At 58.9% G+C, this 22,324-nt stretch carries 21 protein-coding genes; 5 read left to right on the top strand and 16 right to left on the bottom strand.

Going from position 1 to position 22,324, the window contains the following annotated elements; all coding sequences use genetic code 11:
- Positions 1-15 precede the first annotated feature (15 nt).
- From LB532_RS22805 to LB532_RS22785, 5 genes are all read right to left on the bottom strand, one after another.
- On the bottom strand, positions 16-3,213 hold the full coding sequence (locus LB532_RS22805; protein WP_224557228.1) for a type I restriction endonuclease subunit R: 3,198 nt from the start codon (positions 3,211-3,213) through the stop codon (positions 16-18).
- 17 nt (positions 3,214-3,230) lie between these two features.
- A complete protein-coding gene (locus tag LB532_RS22800) occupies positions 3,231-5,363 on the bottom strand; it encodes a DUF262 domain-containing protein (RefSeq protein ID WP_224557226.1) in 2,133 nt (710 codons plus the stop codon).
- A gap of 62 nt (positions 5,364-5,425) precedes the next feature.
- Entirely contained in the window at positions 5,426-6,760 is a 1,335-nt protein-coding gene (locus tag LB532_RS22795) for a restriction endonuclease subunit S (RefSeq protein ID WP_224557224.1), read from the bottom strand.
- The gene (locus tag LB532_RS22790) at positions 6,753-8,315 is read right to left on the bottom strand and encodes a type I restriction-modification system subunit M (RefSeq protein ID WP_224557223.1); all 1,563 of its coding nucleotides are present in this window, start codon (positions 8,313-8,315) and stop codon (positions 6,753-6,755) included. The genes LB532_RS22795 and LB532_RS22790 overlap by 8 nt, the downstream gene beginning before the upstream one ends.
- 115 nt (positions 8,316-8,430) lie before the next feature.
- Complete coding sequence (locus LB532_RS22785; RefSeq protein ID WP_224557221.1) at positions 8,431-8,724, bottom strand: helix-turn-helix domain-containing protein; 294 nt, start codon at positions 8,722-8,724, stop codon at positions 8,431-8,433.
- 457 nt (positions 8,725-9,181) lie between these two features.
- Here LB532_RS22785 and LB532_RS22780 point away from each other — a divergent pair, with 457 nt between their 5' ends.
- Positions 9,182-10,108, top strand: coding sequence for a hypothetical protein (locus tag LB532_RS22780; protein WP_224557220.1), 927 nt, complete (start codon positions 9,182-9,184; stop codon positions 10,106-10,108).
- 141 nt (positions 10,109-10,249) lie between these two features.
- Here LB532_RS22780 and LB532_RS22775 read toward each other — a convergent pair whose 3' ends face one another.
- Both LB532_RS22775 and LB532_RS22770 read right to left on the bottom strand, forming a co-directional pair.
- The gene (locus LB532_RS22775) at positions 10,250-10,621 is read right to left on the bottom strand and encodes a hypothetical protein (RefSeq protein ID WP_224557216.1); all 372 of its coding nucleotides are present in this window, start codon (positions 10,619-10,621) and stop codon (positions 10,250-10,252) included.
- Positions 10,622-10,632: 11 nt separating this feature from the next.
- Positions 10,633-11,451, bottom strand: a complete 819-nt coding sequence (locus tag LB532_RS22770; protein ID WP_224557214.1) for a recombinase family protein — start codon at positions 11,449-11,451, stop codon at positions 10,633-10,635.
- Positions 11,452-11,641: 190 nt separating this feature from the next.
- On the opposite strand from LB532_RS22770, the gene LB532_RS22765 reads away from it, so the two are divergent.
- On the top strand, positions 11,642-12,415 hold the full coding sequence (locus LB532_RS22765) for a TTC39/IML2 family protein (RefSeq protein WP_224557212.1): 774 nt from the start codon (positions 11,642-11,644) through the stop codon (positions 12,413-12,415).
- Positions 12,416-12,597: 182 nt separating this feature from the next.
- Here LB532_RS22765 and LB532_RS22760 read toward each other — a convergent pair whose 3' ends face one another.
- The 7 genes from LB532_RS22760 to LB532_RS22730 form a co-directional block, all read right to left on the bottom strand.
- Positions 12,598-13,038, bottom strand: a complete 441-nt coding sequence (locus LB532_RS22760; protein ID WP_224557211.1) for a terminase small subunit — start codon at positions 13,036-13,038, stop codon at positions 12,598-12,600.
- 174 nt (positions 13,039-13,212) lie between these two features.
- Entirely contained in the window at positions 13,213-14,565 is a 1,353-nt protein-coding gene (locus tag LB532_RS22755) for a phage/plasmid primase, P4 family (RefSeq protein ID WP_224557209.1), read from the bottom strand.
- Entirely contained in the window at positions 14,565-14,783 is a 219-nt protein-coding gene (locus LB532_RS22750; RefSeq protein WP_224557207.1) for a hypothetical protein, read from the bottom strand. Before LB532_RS22750 ends, LB532_RS22755 begins: the two co-directional genes overlap by 1 nt.
- A gap of 186 nt (positions 14,784-14,969) precedes the next feature.
- Positions 14,970-15,194: a hypothetical protein gene (locus tag LB532_RS22745; protein ID WP_224557205.1), complete on the bottom strand. Its 225-nt coding sequence runs from the start codon at positions 15,192-15,194 to the stop codon at positions 14,970-14,972.
- A 115-nt stretch (positions 15,195-15,309) separates the two neighbouring features.
- Positions 15,310-15,954, bottom strand: a complete 645-nt coding sequence (locus LB532_RS22740; RefSeq protein WP_224557203.1) for a hypothetical protein — start codon at positions 15,952-15,954, stop codon at positions 15,310-15,312.
- A complete protein-coding gene (locus LB532_RS22735; RefSeq protein ID WP_224557200.1) occupies positions 15,951-17,264 on the bottom strand; it encodes a tyrosine-type recombinase/integrase in 1,314 nt (437 codons plus the stop codon). Before LB532_RS22735 ends, LB532_RS22740 begins: the two co-directional genes overlap by 4 nt.
- Positions 17,265-17,571: 307 nt before the next feature.
- A complete protein-coding gene (locus LB532_RS22730) occupies positions 17,572-18,525 on the bottom strand; it encodes a DUF817 domain-containing protein (RefSeq protein WP_140638139.1) in 954 nt (317 codons plus the stop codon).
- 133 nt (positions 18,526-18,658) lie between these two features.
- On the opposite strand from LB532_RS22730, the gene LB532_RS22725 reads away from it, so the two are divergent.
- Positions 18,659-18,916, top strand: a complete 258-nt coding sequence (locus LB532_RS22725; protein ID WP_140638140.1) for a PepSY domain-containing protein — start codon at positions 18,659-18,661, stop codon at positions 18,914-18,916.
- A 168-nt stretch (positions 18,917-19,084) separates the two neighbouring features.
- Positions 19,085-19,594 (top strand): hypothetical protein, encoded by a 510-nt coding sequence (locus LB532_RS22720; protein ID WP_140638141.1) that lies wholly within the window; start codon positions 19,085-19,087, stop codon positions 19,592-19,594.
- Here LB532_RS22720 and LB532_RS22715 read toward each other — a convergent pair.
- Positions 19,563-21,461 (bottom strand): murein L,D-transpeptidase, encoded by a 1,899-nt coding sequence (locus LB532_RS22715; RefSeq protein WP_140638142.1) that lies wholly within the window; start codon positions 21,459-21,461, stop codon positions 19,563-19,565. The two genes, LB532_RS22720 and LB532_RS22715, sit on opposite strands and share 32 nt — an antisense overlap.
- Before the next feature lie 210 nt (positions 21,462-21,671).
- Entirely contained in the window at positions 21,672-21,881 is a 210-nt protein-coding gene (locus LB532_RS22710; RefSeq protein ID WP_224557241.1) for an SDR family oxidoreductase, read from the bottom strand.
- A 46-nt stretch (positions 21,882-21,927) separates the two neighbouring features.
- Between LB532_RS22710 and LB532_RS22705 the strand changes: the two genes are divergently transcribed.
- The gene (locus LB532_RS22705; protein ID WP_140638143.1) at positions 21,928-22,317 is read left to right on the top strand and encodes a rhodanese-like domain-containing protein; all 390 of its coding nucleotides are present in this window, start codon (positions 21,928-21,930) and stop codon (positions 22,315-22,317) included.
- Positions 22,318-22,324 lie beyond the last annotated feature (7 nt).

The raw sequence follows: 22,324 nt of genomic DNA, 5'->3' as shown, positions 1-22,324 counted from the left end.
TCGGTGCCGGTCAACCTATTTCGCCGGAACCATCACTTCTCGGAGAAGCGTTTCCGCCTGCGCCAACACGGTCTGCACGGCCTCCTGTTCAAGGTCCGGCGGATAGCCGTATTTCTTCAGGATGCGCTTGACGAGCACGCGCATGCGGGCGCGGGCCGTCGCCTTATGTTGCCAGTCGACGGTCGCTGATCCTCGCATCTGCTCGACAAGCTCATGGGCGATGACGCGCAGGTGAGCGCTGCCCATCGCCTCGACTGCGCTCTCATTCTCGGCGAGGGCGTCATAGAAGGCCACCTCCTCCGGTGACAGGCCGTGCTCTTCGCCACGTGCGGCTGACGCCTTGATATCCTTTGCCAACGCGATCAGTTCTTGGATCATTTCCACCGTCGAGATGGCGTTGGCGTGGTATCGCGAGACAGCCTCCTCCAGCCGCTGCGAGAACGATCTAGCCTCCACGATGTTGGACCGCGACCGGCTCTTGATTTCGCCGTTGAGGAGCTTCTTCAAGGCTTCAAGCGCCAGGTTCTTCTTCTCCAGCTTCTGGATGTCGGCCAAAAACTCATCCGATAGGATCGAGATGTCTGGCGACTGGATGCCCGCTGCCTTCAGTATGTCCACGATCTCGGCGTTGGCGACCGCTTGGTTGAGCAACTGCTCGACGGCGAAGCTCCTGGCCCGGTCCGACATTTTGCCGGTGGCCGTTGTCTTGACCAATGCCGCTCGCACCGCCTGAAAGAAGCCGACCTCGTCGCGAATGGTGCGTGCCTTGTCGCTGGCCGACGCCAACGCATACGCTTTGCTCAATTCCAGCACCGCATCGGAAAAGCGCCGATGGGCCCGCTTCTTGTCGTCGACGCTCGTGGCCTTGGCGGCTTCCTGCTCTTGCCATTTCAAGATCCAGTCGATGGCATCGGCCAGGGCGACGAGGCGCTGCTGGGGCTGGCCGCTAATGCCGAGGCTGTAGTCGTGGCCATGGAACATGCCGCGCACGACCTCGTACTTCTCCATCAGGACGGCTACGGCTTCCTCCTCGTCGATGCCGGTCTTTTCCTGATCGGACTTGGTGTACTGGCCGAGCGCGTTCTTCAGGTTCTGGGCGATGCCGATGTAGTCCACGATCAGGCCGCCCGGCTTGTCCTTGAACACCCGGTTGACGCGCGCGATGGCTTGCATCAGACCATGGCCGCGCATCGGCTTGTCGATGTACATCGTGTGCATGCAAGGCGCATCGAAGCCGGTCAGCCACATATCGCGCACGATAACCAGCTTGAGTGGGTCGTCGGGGTCGCGGGCTCGCTTGGCGAGTTGGTCGCGCCGTTTCTTGTTGCCTATATGCGGCTGCCAGTCGAGCGGGTCAGATGCCGACCCGGTCATGACGATCTTCACCGCACCCCTGTCATCGTCGTCGGAATGCCATTCGGGCCGTAGCTTGATGATCTGCTTGTAGAGATCAACGCAGATGCGGCGGCTCATGCAGACGGCCATCGCCTTGCCGTTCATCCCCGCAATGCGGGCTTCGAGGTGCTCGACCAGATCAGCGGCAATCTGCGACAGCCGCTTTTCGGAGCCGACCAGGCGCTCGACAGTTGTCCATTTCGCCTTCTGCTTTTCCTGTTCCGATAGACTATCGTCTTCGAGGATGGCCTCGATCTCGGCGTCGATGCGCGGCTTCTCGTCTTCGTCAAGTTCGATGCGCGCCAATCGGCTCTCGTAGAAGATCGGAACAGTCGCCCCGTCCTCCACCGCCCGACTGATGTCGTAAACGTCGATGTACTCGCCGAAGATGGCGGGTGTGTTCACGTCGTCCGCCTCAATCGGCGTGCCGGTGAAGCCGATAAAGGAGGCGTTGGGCATCGCCTGTCGGATGTAATGCGCATAGCCGTAGCGGCGCTTGCCGGTCGTCTTGTCGAGCTTGGCGTCGAAGCCGTACTGGCTGCGATGCGCCTCGTCAGCGATGACGATGACGTTGCGCCGGTCGGTCAGCATCGGGAAGCTCTCCTCCCCCGCCTCGGGCGAGAATTTCTGCACCGTGGTGAAGATCACGCCACCGGACGCGCGATTGAGAAGGCGGCGCAGCTCGTCCCGGCTGTCGGCCTGTTCCGGCGTCTGGCGGATCAGATCGCGGCACAGGCTAAAGGTCGAGAACAACTGATCGTCGAGGTCATTGCGGTCGGTCAGCACGACCAGCGTTGGGTTCTGCAATTCTTTGGATCGCACGATGAGGCCGCCAAAGAACGCCATCAGCAGGCTCTTGCCCGAACCCTGCGTGTGCCAGATGACGCCGATCTTGCGGTCGCCATCGGGGCGAGCCGCTTCAATGGCGCTGGCGAGCGCCTTGGTCGCGCCGTGGAACTGATGGTAGCCGGCAATGATCTTGAAGGGACCTTCGCCCCTGTCACCGAAGACGATGAAGTCACGCAGCAGGGAGAGGAACCGTTGGCGCTCGTATACGCCGCGCAGCAGCGTTGCCATCTCGCGGGGACCATGCGGCGTGAAATCGCCATCAGCGCCCGTCACCGTGCGCCAGGGCATAAAGCGCTCCTCGTCGGCAGTCAGGGACCCGATGCGCGCCAGCACGCCGTCGGAGGCGATCAGGACTGCATTCGCCCGGAACAGCGAGGGCACCTGAGCCTTGTAGGTCTGAAGCTGGTTGAAGGCAGCTCCGATGTCCGCTGTCTCGTCTCCTGCATTCTTCAACTCGATGATCGCAAGAGGCAGGCCGTTCACGAACACGACCACGTCCGGACGCCGCTTGTGGCGGCCCTCGACCACCGTGAATTGGTTGGTCACCAGCCAGTCGTTGCTTTCGACATTGTCGAAGTCGATCAGCCAGACCTTGTCGCCCTTGATCTCGCCGTCGGCTACGACGAACTCGACATCGACGCCTTCCGTGAGCAGCCGATGGATGCGCCGGTTTTCCTCGATCAGCGACGGCGTTTCAATGATGAAAAGCTGCTTGATCGCCGATGCGCGGGCCTCCGCAGGGATCGCGGGGTTGAGCCGCTCCACCGCCGCCGCTAGCCGCGAAGCCAGGATAGTGTCGGAATAGGCGTCACGCTCTGGCGCAGTACCGTCCGGGGCAATCTGGCCAGCGGGCGCGTAGACGTAGCCAAGCTCCTCGAAAATGCCAATGGCGGCATTTTCGACCACATCCTCACGGAACCCCCAGCGCGAATACTCGGTCTCGATCTGCTTATAGACAATGTCTTCCATCGCGCCCCCCTTGCGCGTCAGACGAAGCGCTCTCTGATATAGATGAGCGCCTGTTCGCCTGTCATCTCGCGGGACGAGTTGCCGTTTCTGACGTAAAAGCGATCCGCAGCTGGTCCACCTTTGTCGGCAACTTTGATGTAGACCGGCTTGTTGGCCGGCGAGATGTCAACTCGACAAATTTCCTTGTCATCAATTTGCGGGAAAGAGACCTTGAGCTTGGTTGCCGAAAAAGCCTCTCCAAAGGTGTTGATGACCAGCGTCTTAAGGTGCAGCTCGAACTTGTCACGATCACCGCCATTCAGGCTCTTGTAGTCGTTGTCGAGGCCGGAAACAGAGCCGTCGTCTGCAACACCGATCATCAGTATGCCACCCTGCAAATTAGCAAAGGCCGCGGTGGTTTTCATAATGACGGCTTCGAGGTCCTTGTTGACGGTTCCCTGACGAACGTCCCAGCGCAGCGTCTCCTTGAACTCGACATCTTCATTCTCACCCTCGGCAATCATGTCCTCGACGCTGATGCGTTCGGCCACTGCATGCATCTCGGCCAGACCGTCAAGCCAGGCATTGACACTGTCAGCCAGCATCCTGCGGCGCGTCTTGAGAAAGAGCTCGTAGTTCTCAATTTGCCAGAGTTCACGGTCCTCCGGGATCAGTTGCAGCGAAAGCGCCGTCGGCTGATTGTTCGCGACCGAGGACAAGTACGCTTCCGTCTCCTTCTTGCCCTTCGACCGATTGGCAATTTGGGTAAGGAGCGCCCGGTTCGTCAGCTCTTGAGCCAGTTGATACTTCAGTCGGTTCTCTACGCCATACCCCTCAGCCTTGAGGTTGGCGAAGGCGAAGATGTGGTCGTACTCCAATTTATACTTCTCGCCCATCGGATGATGGATGGAAACGCCGGTGGTGAGGCACCTTGCTCCTCGGCTTTTGAGGTGCCACCGTACGAGGCCGAAAAGCGGATGCTGTATGGCGCTGCCCACAAACTCGTCCGGCGTTATCGCTATCGCTCCGCCGCGCTCTTCGCGGATCACGTCGAGTAGCCGGTCAAACGGCACTTCGGAGGTCGCGACGATCTTGAGGTCATGGTCGAGCTTCTGCGGAAGTTGGCTCACATAACGCCGCCGCACTTGCGAGTAGTAGAACCATTTGACCACCTTCTGGATTTGGCCGTGGTTCAGCTTGCAATCCATCCGGTGGCAATAGGCGACGATAGGGATAAGGGCGTAGATCGAATTGATTTCGTCGGTGTGGTCGACGAACGCATGGTCCCGAAGCAGGTTCGAAACGTAGTCCAGCACCTTCGTATCGAGCGCCTTCCAGGCCGTACGGATCGCATCGTTGTTGTCGGCGGCGTGCAGCTTGCGCATGTCTGAACCGCCTTGGTGCAAAATGGCCAGCAGCGCGTAGACCATGAAATCCAGCTTGAACACGAAACCGTTCTTTTTCAAGGTTTCGAGCTTCGCCTTGAAGGCGTCACGAGCTTGCGGCCAGTAGCCAGAAATCTGCGCCAGGGCGAGTTCCGCATCTGTTAGCGCCACGCCGCCAGCATTGACGATGTAGAATATATCAATCGCCTCTCGCAGCGATGCCCTCACAGGGATATTCTGCTCTGGGAAATCGCGATCAAGAATACTCTGCACGGCAGCAAAATTGTCGTCGATCCGATCCTCATCCACCTTGGTCAGCTCTCGGCCGGCTTTCTCCAAGGCGCGCACCACATCTTTGGTTCGAACGTTTCTCTTGAAGATGTCGGTCACATTCAGCCATCGCGGATCGGCATCCATCCGCTTCTGAAAATACTCAAGCTCCAAGGTTTCTACGTTGACGTGCAGTCCCCTTGTATCGTCAGTGATTTCATCGAGGGTGTAGTAAGGTGGAAGTTCACCTCGGATCAGCATATAAAGCGTGGTGACGCGCTGCTGGCCATCTAACAAGATTTTGATGGCCCCCTGCTTGGGGTCATAGGTGTGATCGCCCTTCAGTTCCGGCGGATGATTGGTGTCCCAAGTCAGGATCGTTCCGGTCGGATAACTCTTGATCATGGAACTTACTAAGAGCTTCGCGTCTCTTTTCTTCCAAACATACTCGCGTTGAAACGCTGGAATAAACAGCTGTTTTTCGTCGATCTTTTCAAGAATGCTGCTGATCTTCATCTCAGAGTGCTTTCATTATGGGATGCCATGAAATATCCAACCGCAGATTTGTGTCTGCGTTGTCACTGCGCTGCCTCAAGCTGTCGTGGGGCCTCGCCTAGGCGAATTTCGCCCGACATGAGCTTAGGCAGCAGCAGGCCACGAATGGCCGCGAGCGTACCGGCCTCTTGACTGCGTGTCCTGATCAACGCGAACAGAGGCGCAATCATGTTGTCGAACTCAGCAGTAATCGCCTTCCCGCCGACAACTACCGGCAATGGGCGGAAGTTTTTCTTGCTGATTTCCTGAAAGGTCGACCCATTTGCGTGAGATTTAATGAGGTCCATGTTCTCGCGACACCAGCAGAGCGCAAGCGAGGTCGGCATAGATTGCGTCGGTCGCAGAGCAATAAAACCCTGATTGACGGCAGTTGGCTTGTCCGCAATCGCAAGGTAACCGATAGGCGCACGCGACGAGAGAAGCACTGTCCCTTTGGGCGAAAGCCCAGAGCCGATCTTGGCTAGTCCCCTATCTGTTATGCGGCGCTCGGTATCGAACAGAAACATTCCGTCCAGCCTCGACAAGTCTTTCGGCGTTGCCCAAAGGTGATGGCCCCTGTCCCAATATTCCGGTGATGCTGTGCTCGGCGTCGATCCGCCTGCAACGTCAGCTAGGTCGCCGATGGGCTTCTCAGCCCATCCCCTAGGCACGCCGTCATCCATCCTCGTCGGAAACAGATCGGCCATTTGCCGCGCCCGGTCGGGATCGTTGACAAGCCCACCCATGATCTCGACGGGATCGGTCGCGCCGTCGATCTTGCGGCTGGTCGGGCCGAAATCGACAAACCAGTCGTGGAAGATCGCCTGCGCCATCGCCTCCAGCGTTTCGTTCGTGCGCCGGTTCAATTCGATCTTGTCGTCGAGATCGTCCAGAAGCGCAGAGATCGCGCGCTGCTCATCCTTGGGGGGTATCGGAAGCTCAAACTGTGGAACATCAGCGCATCTCAGGCTGTCGAACACAGCGCCCACGTTCATGAATTTTCCGATTTGCTCCCACCAATAGGGACCAGTGGCCAGCCACCGCAAAAACTGCGGAAGCACCGTTTTTCCATCTGCACGCAGGAGGACAAGGTTCTGGCCTAGGGCAAAGTCCATGCCGCTTCTGTCAACTGCAATGACCCCGGGGTTGGTACGACGAGAGAGCACTACGTCATATTTTTGGGGGCGAGCCTTTTTGGTCCACTCGTGAAGGTCGGCTTGCGAAATTCGGCGGGCCTCAGTGAAATCAATATGCCCGTTCTTCATCTGGGGTATCGCGACATAGGGATATCCGTCGTCCTGCGCTTTCGGGGTCGCATGGACGCAGTCGATCAATATGACCCCTGCATCTCTAAGTGATCTGATCGGCCATTCAGACATGAGGGCCAACACCACCAAGGGCCGCGTTGATCCGCTCCTCCAGAGCCCGCCCTTCAGCGAACTGTGCCTGCAACCGCTCCCGCAACCCCTCGATTTTTTCGGCAAACGACACGCCATCATCTTCCACGTCCGCAGCGCCGACATAGCGGCCCGGTGTCAAGACGTGGCCGTGCTCGCGAACCTTGGCGAGAGTTGCCGACTTGCAGAAGCCGGGTTCGTCGGCGTACTCGGCCCAGCCACCTCCGGGCCGCGCTTCCGGCTTGGCTCGCCAGCGGTGATAGACCCCGGCGATCCTGTCGATATCGTCGGCGCTGAACTCCTTGCGCACACGGTCGACCATGAAACCGAGCTTTCTGGCGTCGATGAACAGGATTTCGCCGCGCCGGTCGCGATGGCCGTTGGCGCTCTTGTCGCGTGCCAAAATCCACAGGCAGGCTGGGATTTGCGTCGAGAAGAACAGCTGCCCCGGGAGTGCGACCATGCAGTCCACCACATCGGCCTCGATCATCGCCTTGCGGATGTCGCCTTCGCCGGACTGCTGCGACGACATCGAGCCGTTGGCCAGCACCACGCCGCCCGTGCCGCGCGGGGCGAGATGGTGCAGGATGTGCTGTAGCCAGGCGAAATTGGCGTTGCCCTTGGGCGGCGTGCCGTATTGCCAGCGGACGTCGTCCGTCAGCCTCTCACCGCCCCAATCCGATATGTTGAATGGCGGGTTGGCGAGGATGAAATCAGCTTTCAAGTCCCGCAATTCGTCACGGTGGAAGCTGCCTTCGTTGTTCCAGCGGATATCGGCGTCGATCCCCTGCACCGCGAGGTTCATTTTGGCCAGCCGCCATGTCGTGTGGTTGATCTCCTGCCCATAGACGGCGATGTCGTGCCGCCGCCCGCCATGCTCCTCGATGAACTTTTCCGACTGGACGAACATGCCGCCCGAGCCGCAGCAGGGGTCGTAGACGCGGCCTTTGTAGGGCTCCAGCATCTCGACGAGCGTGCGCACGACAGAGCGGGGTGTGAAGAACTCGCCGCCGCGCTTGCCTTCCGAACTGGCGAAGCCCGACAGGAAGTATTCGTAGACGCGGCCAAGTAGGTCCTTCGCCTTGTCGGTGCCGTCGTGCATGCCGATGTTGGAGAATAGGTCGATCAGTTCGCCCAACATCGTCTTGTTGAGCGTCGGACGGGCGTAATTCTTCGGCAGGACACCCTTTAGCCCATCATTCGACGGGGCCTTCTCGATGGCCTCCATCGCCTCGTCGATCAGCTTGCCGATTTCGGGGCGTTTGGCGCTGCCCTGCAGGAATGACCAACGGGCTTCCTTCGGCACCCAGAATACGCTTTCGGCAAGGTACTCCTCCGGGTCTTCCGGATCAGCGTATTCGTCCGCCGCCAGCTTGGTTCGCTGCGCTTCAAAGGCGTCGGAAATGTACTTGAGAAAAATCAGGCCAAGCGCAACGTGCTTGTATTCCGACGGTTCCAGGTTTCCGCGCAGCTTGTCCGCTGCCTTGAACAGCTCCGCCGTGAACGCCAGATCGCCGTTGCCGTTGTTGCCCGCCATCTAGTCCCCCCGAAGCACCCGCTAACCGATACCTACCGGCGGACTTGTTCAATCGCAACCAGTCTGACGGACATTAGTTTCTCAAGTCCTGCTGTCTCAGCTACGCTTATTCCGCCTACTCGGCCATATCTTGCAAGTACCGCTCCAATTCCGCCCTGAGGATCAGCGTGCGCCTGCCTGACTTGCTCGCGTGCAATTTCCCTTCCTTGAACAATTTGTCGAGCGTTGACCGCGAAAGGCCGGTAATTTCCGTGACCTCCCTGAGCCCATAGGCGAGTTCCCGGCTTTGAGGAGCGGAATTGCGATTTTGAAGCATTACCAGGATGCTAGCGCCGTCATCTTCGATGCGCCTCAGTCGGCGGTCAAAACTGTCCACCAACACGGCTTCTTCTTTGAAAAAATCCTCCATCAGTCCACTCTTAAGCTCAGCTTTGCGCCATCGTCGCAGTTCGCACATTGTGACCCTGAACCCGGATTGATGATGTGCCACCATCCATATCGCGTGATCCTTTAGCCGGCATCGTCGAGCACAAAATGGCCTGAATATGCTCTTGCAGATGGAGTTCGCGGCGAACTCGACAGTAAGCAGATACTTCGACTTGATCTGGCAATAGTCTCGGCTCATTGCAGGAAAAGAGCAGACGGCCAGCAGCACCCCCTGCTCCGCCTTGTCGGCCCGCTCGCAGTCATCCCTAAGCCCCAAGCGGCTGCCGCGCCGTCGACAAACCCCGGCGGGTGCTGCACCGGGCTTTGCACTTCAGTAAATACCCAATTCCGCCGTCTCGCTTCGATAGCTGTGGCGTGAGTTACGAGATCACGTTACGAACTCCCGAAGGCACTATGTGAAATATGCTGGATACCTGAAAATGGGCTCTGCTAAAGAATATTGGATGATGACGCGGCCGGACCATGAGGTCTCGTTCCGGTGCCCTGATTGCGGCCATCTTGCCGCAGCGCATGTCCGCGTTCCTTCCGTCGATGAGGGCTCTAGAGACAGCGTATCCGACGAGCGTGTGGAGGAGATTGAGTGCCTGAACTGCGACAGCTCTTGGACCTTGGAAATGTGCGCAGACAACAAGGGCCTAAGGCTTGAACTGTTCGGATATCCAGCTGTCGATATAAGTGCATCGCCCCTCGATATAAGCGACGACAACTGGGACGATGACCCACCGCCTGAGCCCGATGCCCATTCGATTTTCGACAATGCGCTGCAGGAGTGGCGTGTGTTGCTGGGGACCTTTTCGGACGAAAAGGACGGTGATGCCAGCGAAAACCGCATGCTCTTTACCCACCTCTTTTCCATCGTCGAGGCCTACCTATCAGATGCCATCATCAGCTTGGCCATGGCAGACACCAAGGTCCAGGCCAGGATGATCAAGGTCCTACCGATCCTGAAAGATAAAACCGTGTCGCTCGAGACCATCGCCGGGAACCCGAACATCGTGCGCGACATGGTCAGGTCGGCATTGCAGGATGTGTCGTTCCACAATCTCATCAATGTCGATAAGATATGCGGAGTTGCCTTGGGAAAGCCTCTGCTTCCAGACTTGAAGGACGACCGAGACCTATTAGTTGCGTCTATTCAGATGCGCCACGACTGCGTTCATCGGAACGGCCGCGACAAAAGTGGGAAGCGCCACGACATCATCACCAACACTTACCTAGCCAAGCTCGGCAAGCTGTTTAAACAGATGGCCACGGATCTCGATGCACGCATCCTGCATATGAACATCGAGCGCAACTTCGAAGACCCCGATCAGCGCGCGGAGCTTTTCCCGACTAGCCCTATATAGATCAGCCCTAGTGGCGGCGCGCTTGACAGGGGCCCCACAAACGCCCCCACCCCCGCCTTCGACACATGCCGGGGGGCGGGTGCCCAGCGATCTAAGGTTCCCTACTGGCAAATTGGTCGGAGTGGCTGACTGTCCTGCCCTTCACGGCTCGTTCCTCGGATAAAGCCGTGCGACCTCGGCCGGCGTGAGGTCGTCGAGCGGAACGAGCGTCGGACCGTCGTGACGAAACACCATCAAGGTGCACCTGCCGTCGACTGTACCCTTAAAGTTGGCGTGCGTGCGCTGCCAGACCTCGTCCAGCGCCTCAGGCCTCGCGATCAGGCGTGGCCTATAGCCGGCGGCGTGCAGAGCCGCAAAGCTCTCAGCTTGCGCGTGAATGGGTATTCCAACCATATCGGCGTCGTCATCTGGTGCCCGCGTCACTGCCAGGCCCAGGATGTCGGCCACAACTATCGCATCCTTGTTGAACGCCTCCAGACAATCCCCACCCAGCTGAAAGACTATCTCCGCCACAGTAACCCCCGCTACCATCGCGAACCAAGCGGGGTTCCCATTGTGGGCATGTCGGGCGCATCTGGACGGGCAGATGTGTCCGGGGCGGTCGTTGACGATGGATCGGGGTCAACTCCATGTCGAGCCGTTACCCTGTTGCTTCTGGAGGCAAGCATTCTTGAGACGGCGGTCGGGGTGTACCGCGTTCCGGCGCTCGACACGAAACCTGCGCGTTCTAGGGCTTCCGCGATATCGGCCAGGCTCCGCCGCCTACCATTAACCGGGTAGCGGTGCAGTTTTTTTGAAAGCGCGATCATTTCCGGTCCACGGTCGATCTCCGCGTAATTCTTGCGACCGCCGACCTTCTTCCCCGTCGCCACACGCTTGCGTTCGCGAGCACCTCGCAGCTTCTCTACGAGCATCGCCTTCTCAAATTCGGCAACTGCGCCCAGCACCTGACGGATCAGGTTCGCCGTGGGGGTATCCGCCACGAAGCTCTCGGGGCTGTCGACGGCGATCAAATCGATGCCGCGCGCCTTGAGCATCTCGTATCCCGTCTCTTGGACAATGAGATCGCGTGCGAACCGTGAAGCCGTCTCAACTAAAATTGCTCGCACGCCGTTCGACAGCAGACGCTCCAACATTGCCGAAAAGCCAGGTCGGGTGGTGATCGGGTCCGCGCCGCTGACAGCCGCATCATAGTACGTTTCGACAATCTCTAGGCCAGCGGTTCGAGCGTAGACCCCGACTGCCTCGCGTTGCCGGGTCTCGCTGTCTTTGTCAGCGCCGATATTGGCCGCAGACGAGGTGCGAAGGTAAGCCACAACTTTCGTGGAAGCCTTGCCGCTCATGGCTTAGAACCCATATCCCATATCAATTGCTTCAGCATTTGAGAAATATCGCATACCAATCCTCAATGCGCAACATTGCCAACGGCGGTGAAATAGTCGCTCAATGTCGTTTATTCCGGTTTATTGACGCACAATTTGTCACAGCTAAAGTGCAAAAGCCGTTTGGCCTCAATAGGATAGGACGATTTACATGCCTTTGGAAAAAGCCTTTCGTGACCAAGTCCTAGCCTATTGCGATCGCGATTTGCCGTCGGCAGCTGACGTCACCGCGATGTTTGACTTTCTGGAGGATGAGGGCCTTCGGAATCGAATTGAGGCCGAATTTCATTCTGCCCGATATATTTACAAGCTCGGCGAAGCACTTAACGTTGCCGATGCACGGCTTCATGGCCATGTAAAATTTCAAATTGTGCAGTATGCCGGTATATATGAGGCGATAATCGTTCACCTGCTTTGGACGAAATTTGTCGATCACCTCGCCGTAACCAGTATGGAATTTCACAAAGTTTATAAGAAGGCCGCCTCTCTGCCGTCGACACTCCATTTCGCAACAGCGTCAGGTGAGGAAATCAGCCTTTGCGTTCACGTTACCGAGAAAACCAATCCGTTCTCAATAAAGTTCGATGACAAAGTCGACGCCGCAGTAGCCATCGGATTTGTGGACGAGAGCATCGGCGAAGACATCAAATCCTTCTATAAGCTTCGAAATGGCATCCACCTTGAAAGCGCCATCAAGAACCAGATCAAATATGAACTAGATAGCTCACACTTGGCGTATCGGCGAATGAAACCTTTTACTGAGGGCATTCGAGGCTATCTGCGAAACGGTAAAATACCGGGAAACGCTAGCCTCAAGAAGAGGATCACTTCGTCTGAGGAAGGAGCTGGAGCACAAACGGTGACGAAAGTGACTCACGCAAAGCCTCGTGCAAAGACAGATCGTCGCGCCATAAAGCAAGAATAGAGCCTCAATCTCGAAGGTGGGGTAGACGAGCAGCTTAAGATGGCCATCCACCCGAAATTTCCGTGACCGTTGCAACTCGGTCTGGCAAGAAGCTGCCTTGGTTCACCGGAAGCCGCTCAGCCGGCCGAATGCGGTGGTCGTAAAGAGGCACCCGCAATCCGAACGAGCCTAGGCGGTCTTCCTCAGTTCGCGCGCTTCGGCGTGAACTTGGCCGTCCACTCCTCAAGGCTCATCCGCTCTGTGTCACCCGGTTCGCGAAGCGGCTTGCGCAGCGTCGTGGCGACTTCGGCTTTGTCGACCACAAGTCCAAGCAGTTTGGCTTTTCCCATTATGGCCGTAACGCCTGCAGATGGGTTCTTGGTGGCATGGGCCAGCTTCAACATGACGTCTAGTTCGGCAACCAAGTCGTCGACCGTGATCTCCCAGCGCCTCGCGGCAGCAGCCCGCAACTGGGCGACGCGGGCAGCCACCTTAGGCAACCTGACCATCTTGGAGGCCTCCACCTCAGCGGCATTGCCGCGCGCCGTGTAGCCAGCCTCGACATAGGCGCGAGTTTGGGTCAGGCCTTCAATAAGTCCCTGGCAGAAACGCTCCTGCCTGATGTTCAACTTGGAAAGCGGCATTGCGGTGTCTTAATACTGCAATCTGAGAAATCGTGCCATGGCGGTGGCCTCGGTCCGGTAGAAAAAAAGGGAAATGACAGATGACAGATAATGACAATTTTTCCGTATAGTCTTGAGCGCCATGCGCGTGCGCGTGAGGGTCATACCGAAATAACAGTCATTATCTGTCATCTGTCATTTCGGCCGCAAGTTCGGCTTCAACCTCACGCCTTGGATACCGCGCGCGCCTGCCGTCCTGCGTTCCGTCAATCCGTGACGAAGCATCATCGGCTTGAAGGTCCGGATCGATCCGGGAAGTTCGCCGGCCGCCTTAGCATAGGCAGCCCAGCTATCATAAAGCGTTTTAGTAGCTTCCCATTTGTGTGGGTTGCCGGGCTCGCAATCGCATTCGTCGGCCAGCCATTGGGCAATCAGGTCCTGATCAGCGAAATAACCGGCCGTCGCGTCAACGACGCTTTCGGGTCGGAGAAGGCCGTTTGCTTGCCAGTCAAGGTAGCCGTCAATCATCCAGCGCAAGATCGTCGGCCATTCGGCTTTGAGCTTAGCTTCGAGTTCCCGGTCGGGCGAAGCAGGCTTGCGCGTGAACGGTACGATATTGAAGCGGCGGCGCGCTGCATCATCGACGTTTCTAAGCTGCGGTTGATGGTTTCCGACGATCATGAGCTTGAACGCCGGCTTGTAGGTGAAGAAGTCGCGACGCATGAAGCGAGCAGCAATGGCGTCGCCGCCCGTAAGGCTTTTGATGCGGCTTTCTGCCCATGCCCTTCCTTCCTCTGTCTCGGAAGCCGTCACAAGACGCGCGCCTCTAAGCATAGCCAGTTCCGTCGGATGCCGGTCGCCTATGGAATTGGTGAACGTATCCATCGGCGCGGTCGTGGCGTAGTCAGCCATGATGCCGGCGATGGTGTTCATAAACACGCTCTTCCCGTTGCCGCCGCCGCCATGGACGAACACAAGCGCATGTTCCCTGATGTCGCCGGAGAGGCAGTAGCCGCACCACTGCTGCAGGAAACGAACCATTCCAACATCGCCGCCCGTCGCCTCGTCGAGGAAGCGCATCCACAGGGGGCAGTCAGCCGTCAACGAAGGCGCAACTGCCGTAAGCTTCGAGATGTTGTCGTCAGGCTGGGCCTCGATCAGCGAGCCGCTGCGAAGGTCCACTGTGCCTTCCGGCGTTCCAAGGAAGAATGGGTCTGCGTCCCAGATCTGGGACGTGACAGCGAAACGCGGATCCGCTTGCGCAAAGCGTTCGACGCCTGCCGCGAAGCCGGTCTTGCGCACCGCAGCCACGGCCTTGCCGGTGGTGCTCGCGGCCAGTTCCCTGGCCAGTTCCCGCACGCGGTGGAAGGCGATTTTCGTTTTGTTCGGCTGCCAGTGAGAGCCTGTCCACTCGTACCATATTCCGGCGTCGTGGTCGTAGCGAAGCTTGTCTGCAAAATGCAGCGCGAAGATAAGGGCCGCGCCGTCCTCCGTGACGGTCGCAACATCGTCGCCGCGCTTTTGGCCTCGCTTGTGGAAGGCGTCCATCAATAGCTCCTGCCATGCTGGCGGCGATATTCGACGGCCGCGCGGACGATATAGTCGGAAATGGGCTTGGGTTTGCGGCCAGCCCAATGCGCGACAAGGCCGGCACAGTCGGCGTAGAGATCGCCCAGCGCCTCGCAGGCGTACCCAGCGTCATCCAGCTTGAAAGTGGCCGCCTGCAGGGCATTTCGCGCCTGTCGCACCAACCGGACGGCTACCATTAGATCGATATCGCCAGAGGTGCGGTCAGGGCGTAACGTTGGTAGCGGAAGAGGTGCAGGCATCGGCCTTCCCATGGTAGGGGCCGGGCAGTTGACCTGCACTGCAAACGGAGGGTAGTTTCGGGCCTTCTCACCAGCCTGATAACAAAGTTGGCCCGCCGAGCAGAGGCATTTGCCCGGCGGGTTTTAGGCTGCGCGGCTCGGCAGTTCCGAAGTCGAGGCCACAGGGGCTGTCAGGCGATTATTGATCCACTCGTCGAGCAGTTGTGGTTCGTAAAAGACGTTGTTGCCCAGCTTGCGGAACTGCGGGCCGCCACCTTTGACGCGCAAATTGCGCAATGTCACCGGCGAACGGATCACGCCCTTCTCGCGCAGGTAATGAGACGCCTGCTTTGGGTTTAACAGTGCCATGGCCATCTCCCGTATGAGATTGGCGCGCCTCGCCGGAGGGTACTCCGGTTGCGCCAAAATGATCGGGAGTGATTTGCAACGACTTCAGGTGAACGGCACGTGGGGTAAGTGAAATCTACTTCAACGCTTTGTTTTGACGTGCTTTCTTGCGGTACGCTATGATGGTTTCCACCGCAATTGGGCCGCTATCCCCCTTTCGGATTTGGGCTTCTTTGGAGACAGCCAGCACAAAAACGACATACGCGCTCAATTTGCCGAGCTGGATTTCGCCGCCTTTGCGCACTGATTGATATTGGCGAGCCGTAGCTCGCATTCCAAAATGGCGTGTGAAAACAGCTGCAAGGTGTTCGCCAACCAACCATTCAGCTGCGCTTTCCGCTCCGTGCGGGTTGAGCAACCACTTCAATGGCCTCTTGGTGGTGGGGAGCTTTTGCCATCTATCTTTGCCGAGCCTCCGATACGGTCCCCTAACCTGGCTCACGTCTGCAAAACTTCGATACCAGAACAGGGCGCGGTCGAGGTCGCGTCGCAATTCGCTCCGGTCGAGATGCCCGGCAAACGACTTGGACGATGCCACCGCCCCGATAATGCGGTCGACCGCTTCAGCCGAAAAGCGCGTCGGATAAGTGGGATGGTTTTTCACTCCGGTGGACTGCCGAAGCTGTGCGGCACCTAAAGCCTCTAATTGGTCCTTCGACCACCGGGGGTATCCCGCCTTGGAGGTCCATTGGTCGCCCGAGGAAGCATCATCCGAAATCATCCTGTTGGCCTCCTCAGAGGCAGCACCTTGCCTGCTTTCTTTCCGGCGAGAGCCGCAGCGATTGGCATGACCGCGCGGTCAGCGGCCTGCCGCAGCGGATCGTGCTGGAAATGCGCATAGATCGCCGTCGACCGCTGATCCTTGTGCCCGAGGATCGCGCCCGTCATCGCCAGTGTCTCGCCGAACGACACGGCGGCCGAACCCAGCGTGTGCCTCAAGGTGTGCGGTGTCACGCCGGGCAGCTTCGCCTTCTTGACGATTTTCGACCAAATACGCTTCGTACCCTGGAAGAAGCCCTTTCCGGACGTGGCCGGAAATACCCAAGGGCTCAATCCATCTGGTTGATCGCTATCGGCGTAACGTGGCAGGCTGGCAAGCAGCGCCATTGCAGGTGATGAGAGAGGTCGGATGCTCTTGCCGGTCTTGGTCGCTTCGAGGATCAGGCACCCGCGCTGCAGATCGACCTCCGACCATTTGAGGCCCGCGACTTCGTCGCGCCGGCAGCCAGTGAGGGCCCACAACCGCGCGATGCACAGGGCCTTCGAGTTGACGCCCTCTTTCTCCAGTTCTTCCAGTGCGGCACCGAACCGTTTGATCTCGTCGAGCGACAGAAAGCGGTCGCGCCTGTTGTCAACTTTGTTGATGGAGGCGGTCGCGACCGGATTGCTCGCGGCCAGCCCACGCTTAATCGCGAACGTGAAAAGCGTGGAGAGATCGCGTGCTACCTTGCGCGCAGCGCCCTCTCCGCCCTTCACGACGATGCGACGGCGCGGACCGACCTTCTCGTCCTTGGCGGTCTTGCCCGTCGTGATGTCCTTGACCATGGCCTCGACATCAGCTGGCATTACCTCGGTAATGCGCTTCTGGCCGAGCAGCGGCAAGACATGGTGGCGAACGGCATTCAGCATCCACTGTTTGGAGCGCGCATTGCGAGCTTGACCGAGGCGTTTTCCGCGTAGGATCGTGCCGCCGTCCTTCTCGTATAGGTCGACGAGGTCCGCGATCTTCTTTTCGGCCCGCTTGGTTTTCTTCTCGGCTACCGGGTCCTTGCCCTTGTCAACATCTGCCAGCGTGTCCTTCGCCCACTCGCGAGCTTCGGTAGGAGTGTGGGCGGTCGTGGTACCGAGTGTTTCGCGCTTCTTGGGCGTGTTGCGTCCGCCCGGATGAGGCCTGTATTCCACTTGCCAGCGCTTCGTGCCGTCCGGCGACACTTGCACTGCGAAGCCCATCAACTCCGTATCGAACACGCGATATCGCTTGTCGGTGGCCTTGAGGGCATCCACGCTCATCCTGGTAAGTTTCAGTTTCACGGAGAGCCTTTCCGGGTCGCCACGGGGTCGCCACCAAGGAGATATCCTCGGGTATCTTCCTGATACCTCCCAGCGGCACAAAACGCAATGAAAAGCGCTGCTTAGACCACGTCAAAGCCACCCTCGGAAATCCGCAGAAACGCGCAGTTCCAACCTTCACACGGGTGGGGTCGCAGGTTCAATCCCTGCATCGCCCACCATCTCCTTCCTGAATATGTGGACGCCCTCGAGCCGATTGCTGGACGAGCAGATCCTGATGTTGGCAAACGTGCCCAGCGGATCGGCCTCTGAAAACTGTCGTCCGTATTCATCGTCCAGCTTTAGAAGGGAATTTGTGGAGCAATCTTTCGGTGGAAAGGTGTCCCGCAGTAGTACCAACTGTCGTTGGTTGAAAACCCACCGGCAATTTCGTCCCTTGTTTCGGTTGCGGTCGGTGAACAAGCGTGACCAGCATGAACGACAGAATCATCAACAGGTACCAGGCGCCGAGCTTTTGCAGCGACACCGGTGACCAGCCGTTGGACTGACCAGGATAAATCCAGGCGCGGGACCAGGTCCCGATGTTTTCTGCAAACCAGATGAACAGTGCAACGAGAAGAAAGCCGAGAAGCAGCGGCATGCGGTGTTGAAACCGAAAAACGCGGTAATGCACCGTTGTCCGCATATAAAGAAGCGTGGTGATGACAAAGAGCCCGTAACGCAGGTCGATGATGAAATGGTGGGTGAAAAAGTTGGCATAGATGACCGAAGCCAGAAGCATCGTGGCCCATATGGGCGGATAAAAACTATAGCGCATCTCGAAAATGCGCGTTACGCGTGCCAGATATGAGCCGACCGCGGCGTACATGAAGCCTGAAAACAGCGGAACACCATCAATACGAAAGAAACTGGGTTCAGGATACATCCATGAGCCGGCAGATGTCTTGAAGAGCTCCATCAACGTGCCGACGATGTGGAAAATAAGGATGACCTTGGCTTCGGCAAGGGTCTCAAGCTTCGAGACAAGCAGAGAAATCTGGATGGTAAGGGCAGCGAGAAACAGAAAATCATAGCGGGCAAGGCCAATTGCATCAGGCCAATAAAGCTTAGTTGCGATAATCAAAGCCAGGATGGCGCCGCCGAATAGGCAGGCAAAGGCCTGTTTGATACCGAAGACCAGAAATTCCGTCAGCCTGCCAAAAACGCCACTTTCCGGCAACCGGTCGAGCAGTCGGTGCGCGGCGGCATCGATGCGGGCTTCGCGGGTTGTGAACCGTTCCAATTATTTATCCAGCAATCGAGCCACTCGCGTGCCGTGTGATTGCGGTCGAATTGTGAAAATGGTCTTGCGCTCCACATAAGGAACCAACCCGCACACCAGCGAGTTTTTGTGCGTGGAAACTTGAGGGAAAATCATGTCCAGACTTCTTCTGTCGGCCAGCATCGCCGTTCTTCTCTTTGCCGGGCCGGCTCTTGCCGCGGACGACAAGCCGTTGCCGCCACCCAATGCCAAGAAATTGTCCGACATCATCGCCAAGGTCGAACAGCGCGATGGCTTCCGCTATGTCAAAGAGGTCGACTGGGATGACGGCGCCTATACCGTCACCTATTACACCGCCGACAAGGCGAAGGTCGAAATCACCTATGATCCGGTGACGGCCGAGCCCAGGTAGCTTCGTCAGGAGTACCTGCGGGGGCAGGCAACCCGTTCTACGATCCCTCCCCGCGGTGATTACCGGTCCCCATCTGAAAACGCCGAGCCTGCGGCGCGAGATGTGCCCGACCTTGCGCCAATGCATCTTTGATGGCTGATTACAGCGGAGCTTCACAGGAGGGTATGCATGGCGACGGCCAGGCATGTGTTGAAACGTATCTTGATGCTGCTTGCCGGCTATCTCGTCGCCGTGCTGGTCGGCCTGATCGCCATCGTCGCGATCTACGCCGTGTTGAGTTCCCTGCCCAATGCGCCCCGGTATTTCGACCTCATGGGCGTCACGCCGATCGCGGCGCTGGTGGTGCCGCCGCTCGACATGTTCATCTATTTCCTGACGATCGTGCTGACCGGGGCGCAGACATTGGTGTTCGCGTTGATTGCCGAATTCTTCTCGTTGCGCAGCTTCTGGCTGCACATGCTCTTCGGCGGTGCGGCGGCGGTCGGCGGCTTTGCCCTGATCTGGCCGAGCGCGCTGGAGGACATAGCCTCGGAGCGCTGGGCCGATATGGGCATCATCGCCGCTGCCGGTCTGGTCGCCGGGCTTGTCTATTGGCTGATCGCTGGGCGTGACGCCGGCTTCCGGCGCCCTCTCGCAGCGTTACCGATCAAGTCGATGGCGAGCGTGCCGCTTCCGTAGCGTCCAGGGCCTGCTTCAACCGCGTGTCCCGGTCGTAGACGTCGTTGAAGTATTCGACCTTGCCGGACATGTCGGGCCATGCGGTGAAATAGGCGACATAGACCGGGATCGTGCGCGTCACATTCTCGGTCGAATGGCCGTGCTTCAGCTTCTCGGCGATATCGTCGACCGAGGTGCCCAGCACCGCAGCCGCCATGCCGCGCGGATCCTGCAGACGCACGCAACCATGGCTGAGCGCGCGCATGTCGCGCTGGAAGAACGACTTCTGCGGTGTGTCGTGCATGTAGATGGCGTGCTTGTTGGGGAACAGGATCTTCAATTCGCCCAGCGCATTGGCCTCGCTCGGCAGTTGGCGCACGCTGTAGGGGATGTTCGCGCCATAGCCGCCCCAGTTGACCGCCGATGACGGGATGCGCTTGCCGCGCGAATCGGTCACCTCATAGCCGGCCCGGTCGAGATAACCCGGATCGCTGCGCAATCTCGGCAGCATCTCGTTGACGATGATCGACTGCGGCACCCCCCAATAAGGATGGAAGTCGACCTGTTTGATCTGGTCGTAGAAAAAGGCGGTCTGGTTGGTGGTCCTGCCGATGACCGCACGGGTTTTCAGCTTTTCCTCGCCATTGTCGATGTAGCTCGCCGTGAAGGCCGGCTGGTTGATGAAGACACGCGGGCTGCCGAGATCGGATGGCAGCCAGCGCAGTTCTTCCAGCGCCACCTGCACCTTGAGCAGCCGGTCAGCCTTGGACGTTCCGGCCAGTGACGCGACGGTGCGCGGCCCGATGACACCGTCGCCCTTCATGCCCGCCTTTTGCTGCACCGCCTTGATGACAGGGACCAGCTCAGGGAGGTAGACGTCGCTGGTGACGAGCCGCGACAGCACTTCGCCATAGGCGCCGCCTGTCTCGTCGTCGAGATTGCGGGCGATCAGGCTCAGCAGCTTGGGAAGTTCCGGACTGGTTTCGCCCGGCTTCAGCAACAGCTTGGGATCGACGACGATCTCGTTTTCGGCGCTCGCTTGCAGCGACTCCAGTTCGACGCGCAGCGCCTGGTACTCCGCGTTCTGCGGATGCCGCGATTCGAGATAGGTGCGCACTTCCTGGGTGTGCGCCAGCGTCTTCAAAACGCCTTCCATGTCGATCGGCTTGGCGGGGAAGTCATAGTAGCCGGTCATGCGGTTGGGTTCGACGCGGCCGCTTTGGGCATCATGGACATAGCGAAGCACGCGAGCCGACAGCGCCATTTCGAAGCGTACGAACTCCTTCAGACGTGCGGCGGCATCGGCAGTCGACGCAGCGGCGGTCGGCACGTCGACCGTGTAGTCGGACGGTGCCAGGCCGTAGCTCGCCGCCTCGCCAAGCACCCGCACCGCATCCTGCGCGCGGCTGTTGGCGTTCGCTCCGGTCACCCAGATGAAATCCGGATTGGCCGAATAATAGGCGATCAGCGCCTTGGCGATATCGGGCTCCGCATAGAGCTCGTAGTCGCTCAGTCCGGCGATTGCCTCGCGGAAGGCATTGCCGGTGGCCGACGGCACGAAGGCAGCGTCCTGCGGCGTTGCCGGCGGCGGTGCTGCCGTAAGCGCCGAGAAGTCGACGCGCACAAGTTTGTCGGCTTTGTAGGTGTAGTAGGAAGGGCTGCTGATCTTTACGCTGCCGCTGCCGCCGCCGCCGCCGGCAGATACTTTGGGATTTGGCTTGCGCTTTGGCGGCGGAGGGGGAAACTCACCTCGCGGCTCGTGCCTTACGCCGCCGCCGAAAAGCATGTCGAAAAGCCCCTGCGCGCCTGCTTGCGGCGTACCCAGGGCCAGCGTCGCCACGAGCGCTGCAAGCGGCAACGCGGTAGCTTTGTTTCCCGGCAATTTCATGGTCACCCGCTCCAGCCGCAACCGGCTCCGTTCCGCACGCTCGTGCGTCTTGCCCACCGCATGGCGGATGTAAGACGCGACTATACCGATTCATACCGATTTCGTTAAGCTTTCATAAATTTTGGAGCGGCTGTGGCAGAACGGTTTCACAACATCGTGACGGCCGGAGCGGACACACTCGGCTCCGGCCGCCGAAGCGGGGCGGCCACGTCAGGCGTTGGCGCCGCCATCGATGGTCAGTGCGGCGCCGGTCACAAAGCGACCCTCGGGACCGGCGAGCCAGGCGACCATGCCGGCGACCTCATCGGCTTCGCCGAAACGTGGTGTGGCCATGGCGACCGTGGAGGGGGCAATAGCCGCCTGGAAGACGATGGCCGGTACCGACGCGGGATGACAAACGCCGGGCGTTGTGCTCGAAATCCGAACGGACGGAGCGCCAGTCTAAACGGGCCGGGAGGATCGGACGGTGAAAAAGGGTTATCGCGAACTGCTGGATGAGGCGAATGCCGAGATCGAAGTGCTTTCGCCGGAGGAAGCGGCAGCCCTGATCGAGGACGAAGGCACCATCTTTGTCGACCTGCGAGATCCTCGCGAGATTGAACGCGACGGCAGGATTCCCGGCGCCAAACATGTCACCCGTGGCATGCTGGAATTCTGGATCGATCCCGAGAGCCCTTACCACAAGCCGTTCTTCGCTTCGGGGAAGAGCTTCGTCTTCTTCTGCGCCGGCGGCTGGCGTTCGGCGCTCGCCACCAAGACCGCGCAGGACATGGGATTGTCGCCGGTCAAGCATATCCTTGGCGGCTACACCGCCTGGAAGGCGGCCGGACTGCCGGTGGAACCCGGCGAGCCCTGATTGGGGT

The sequence above is a fragment of the Mesorhizobium sp. ESP-6-2 genome, from assembly GCF_020164675.1.
Classification (GTDB): Bacteria; Pseudomonadota; Alphaproteobacteria; order Rhizobiales; family Rhizobiaceae; genus Mesorhizobium.
The sequence above is the reverse complement of the archived record's forward strand: the minus strand, read 5'-3'. Positions and strand labels throughout refer to the sequence as shown.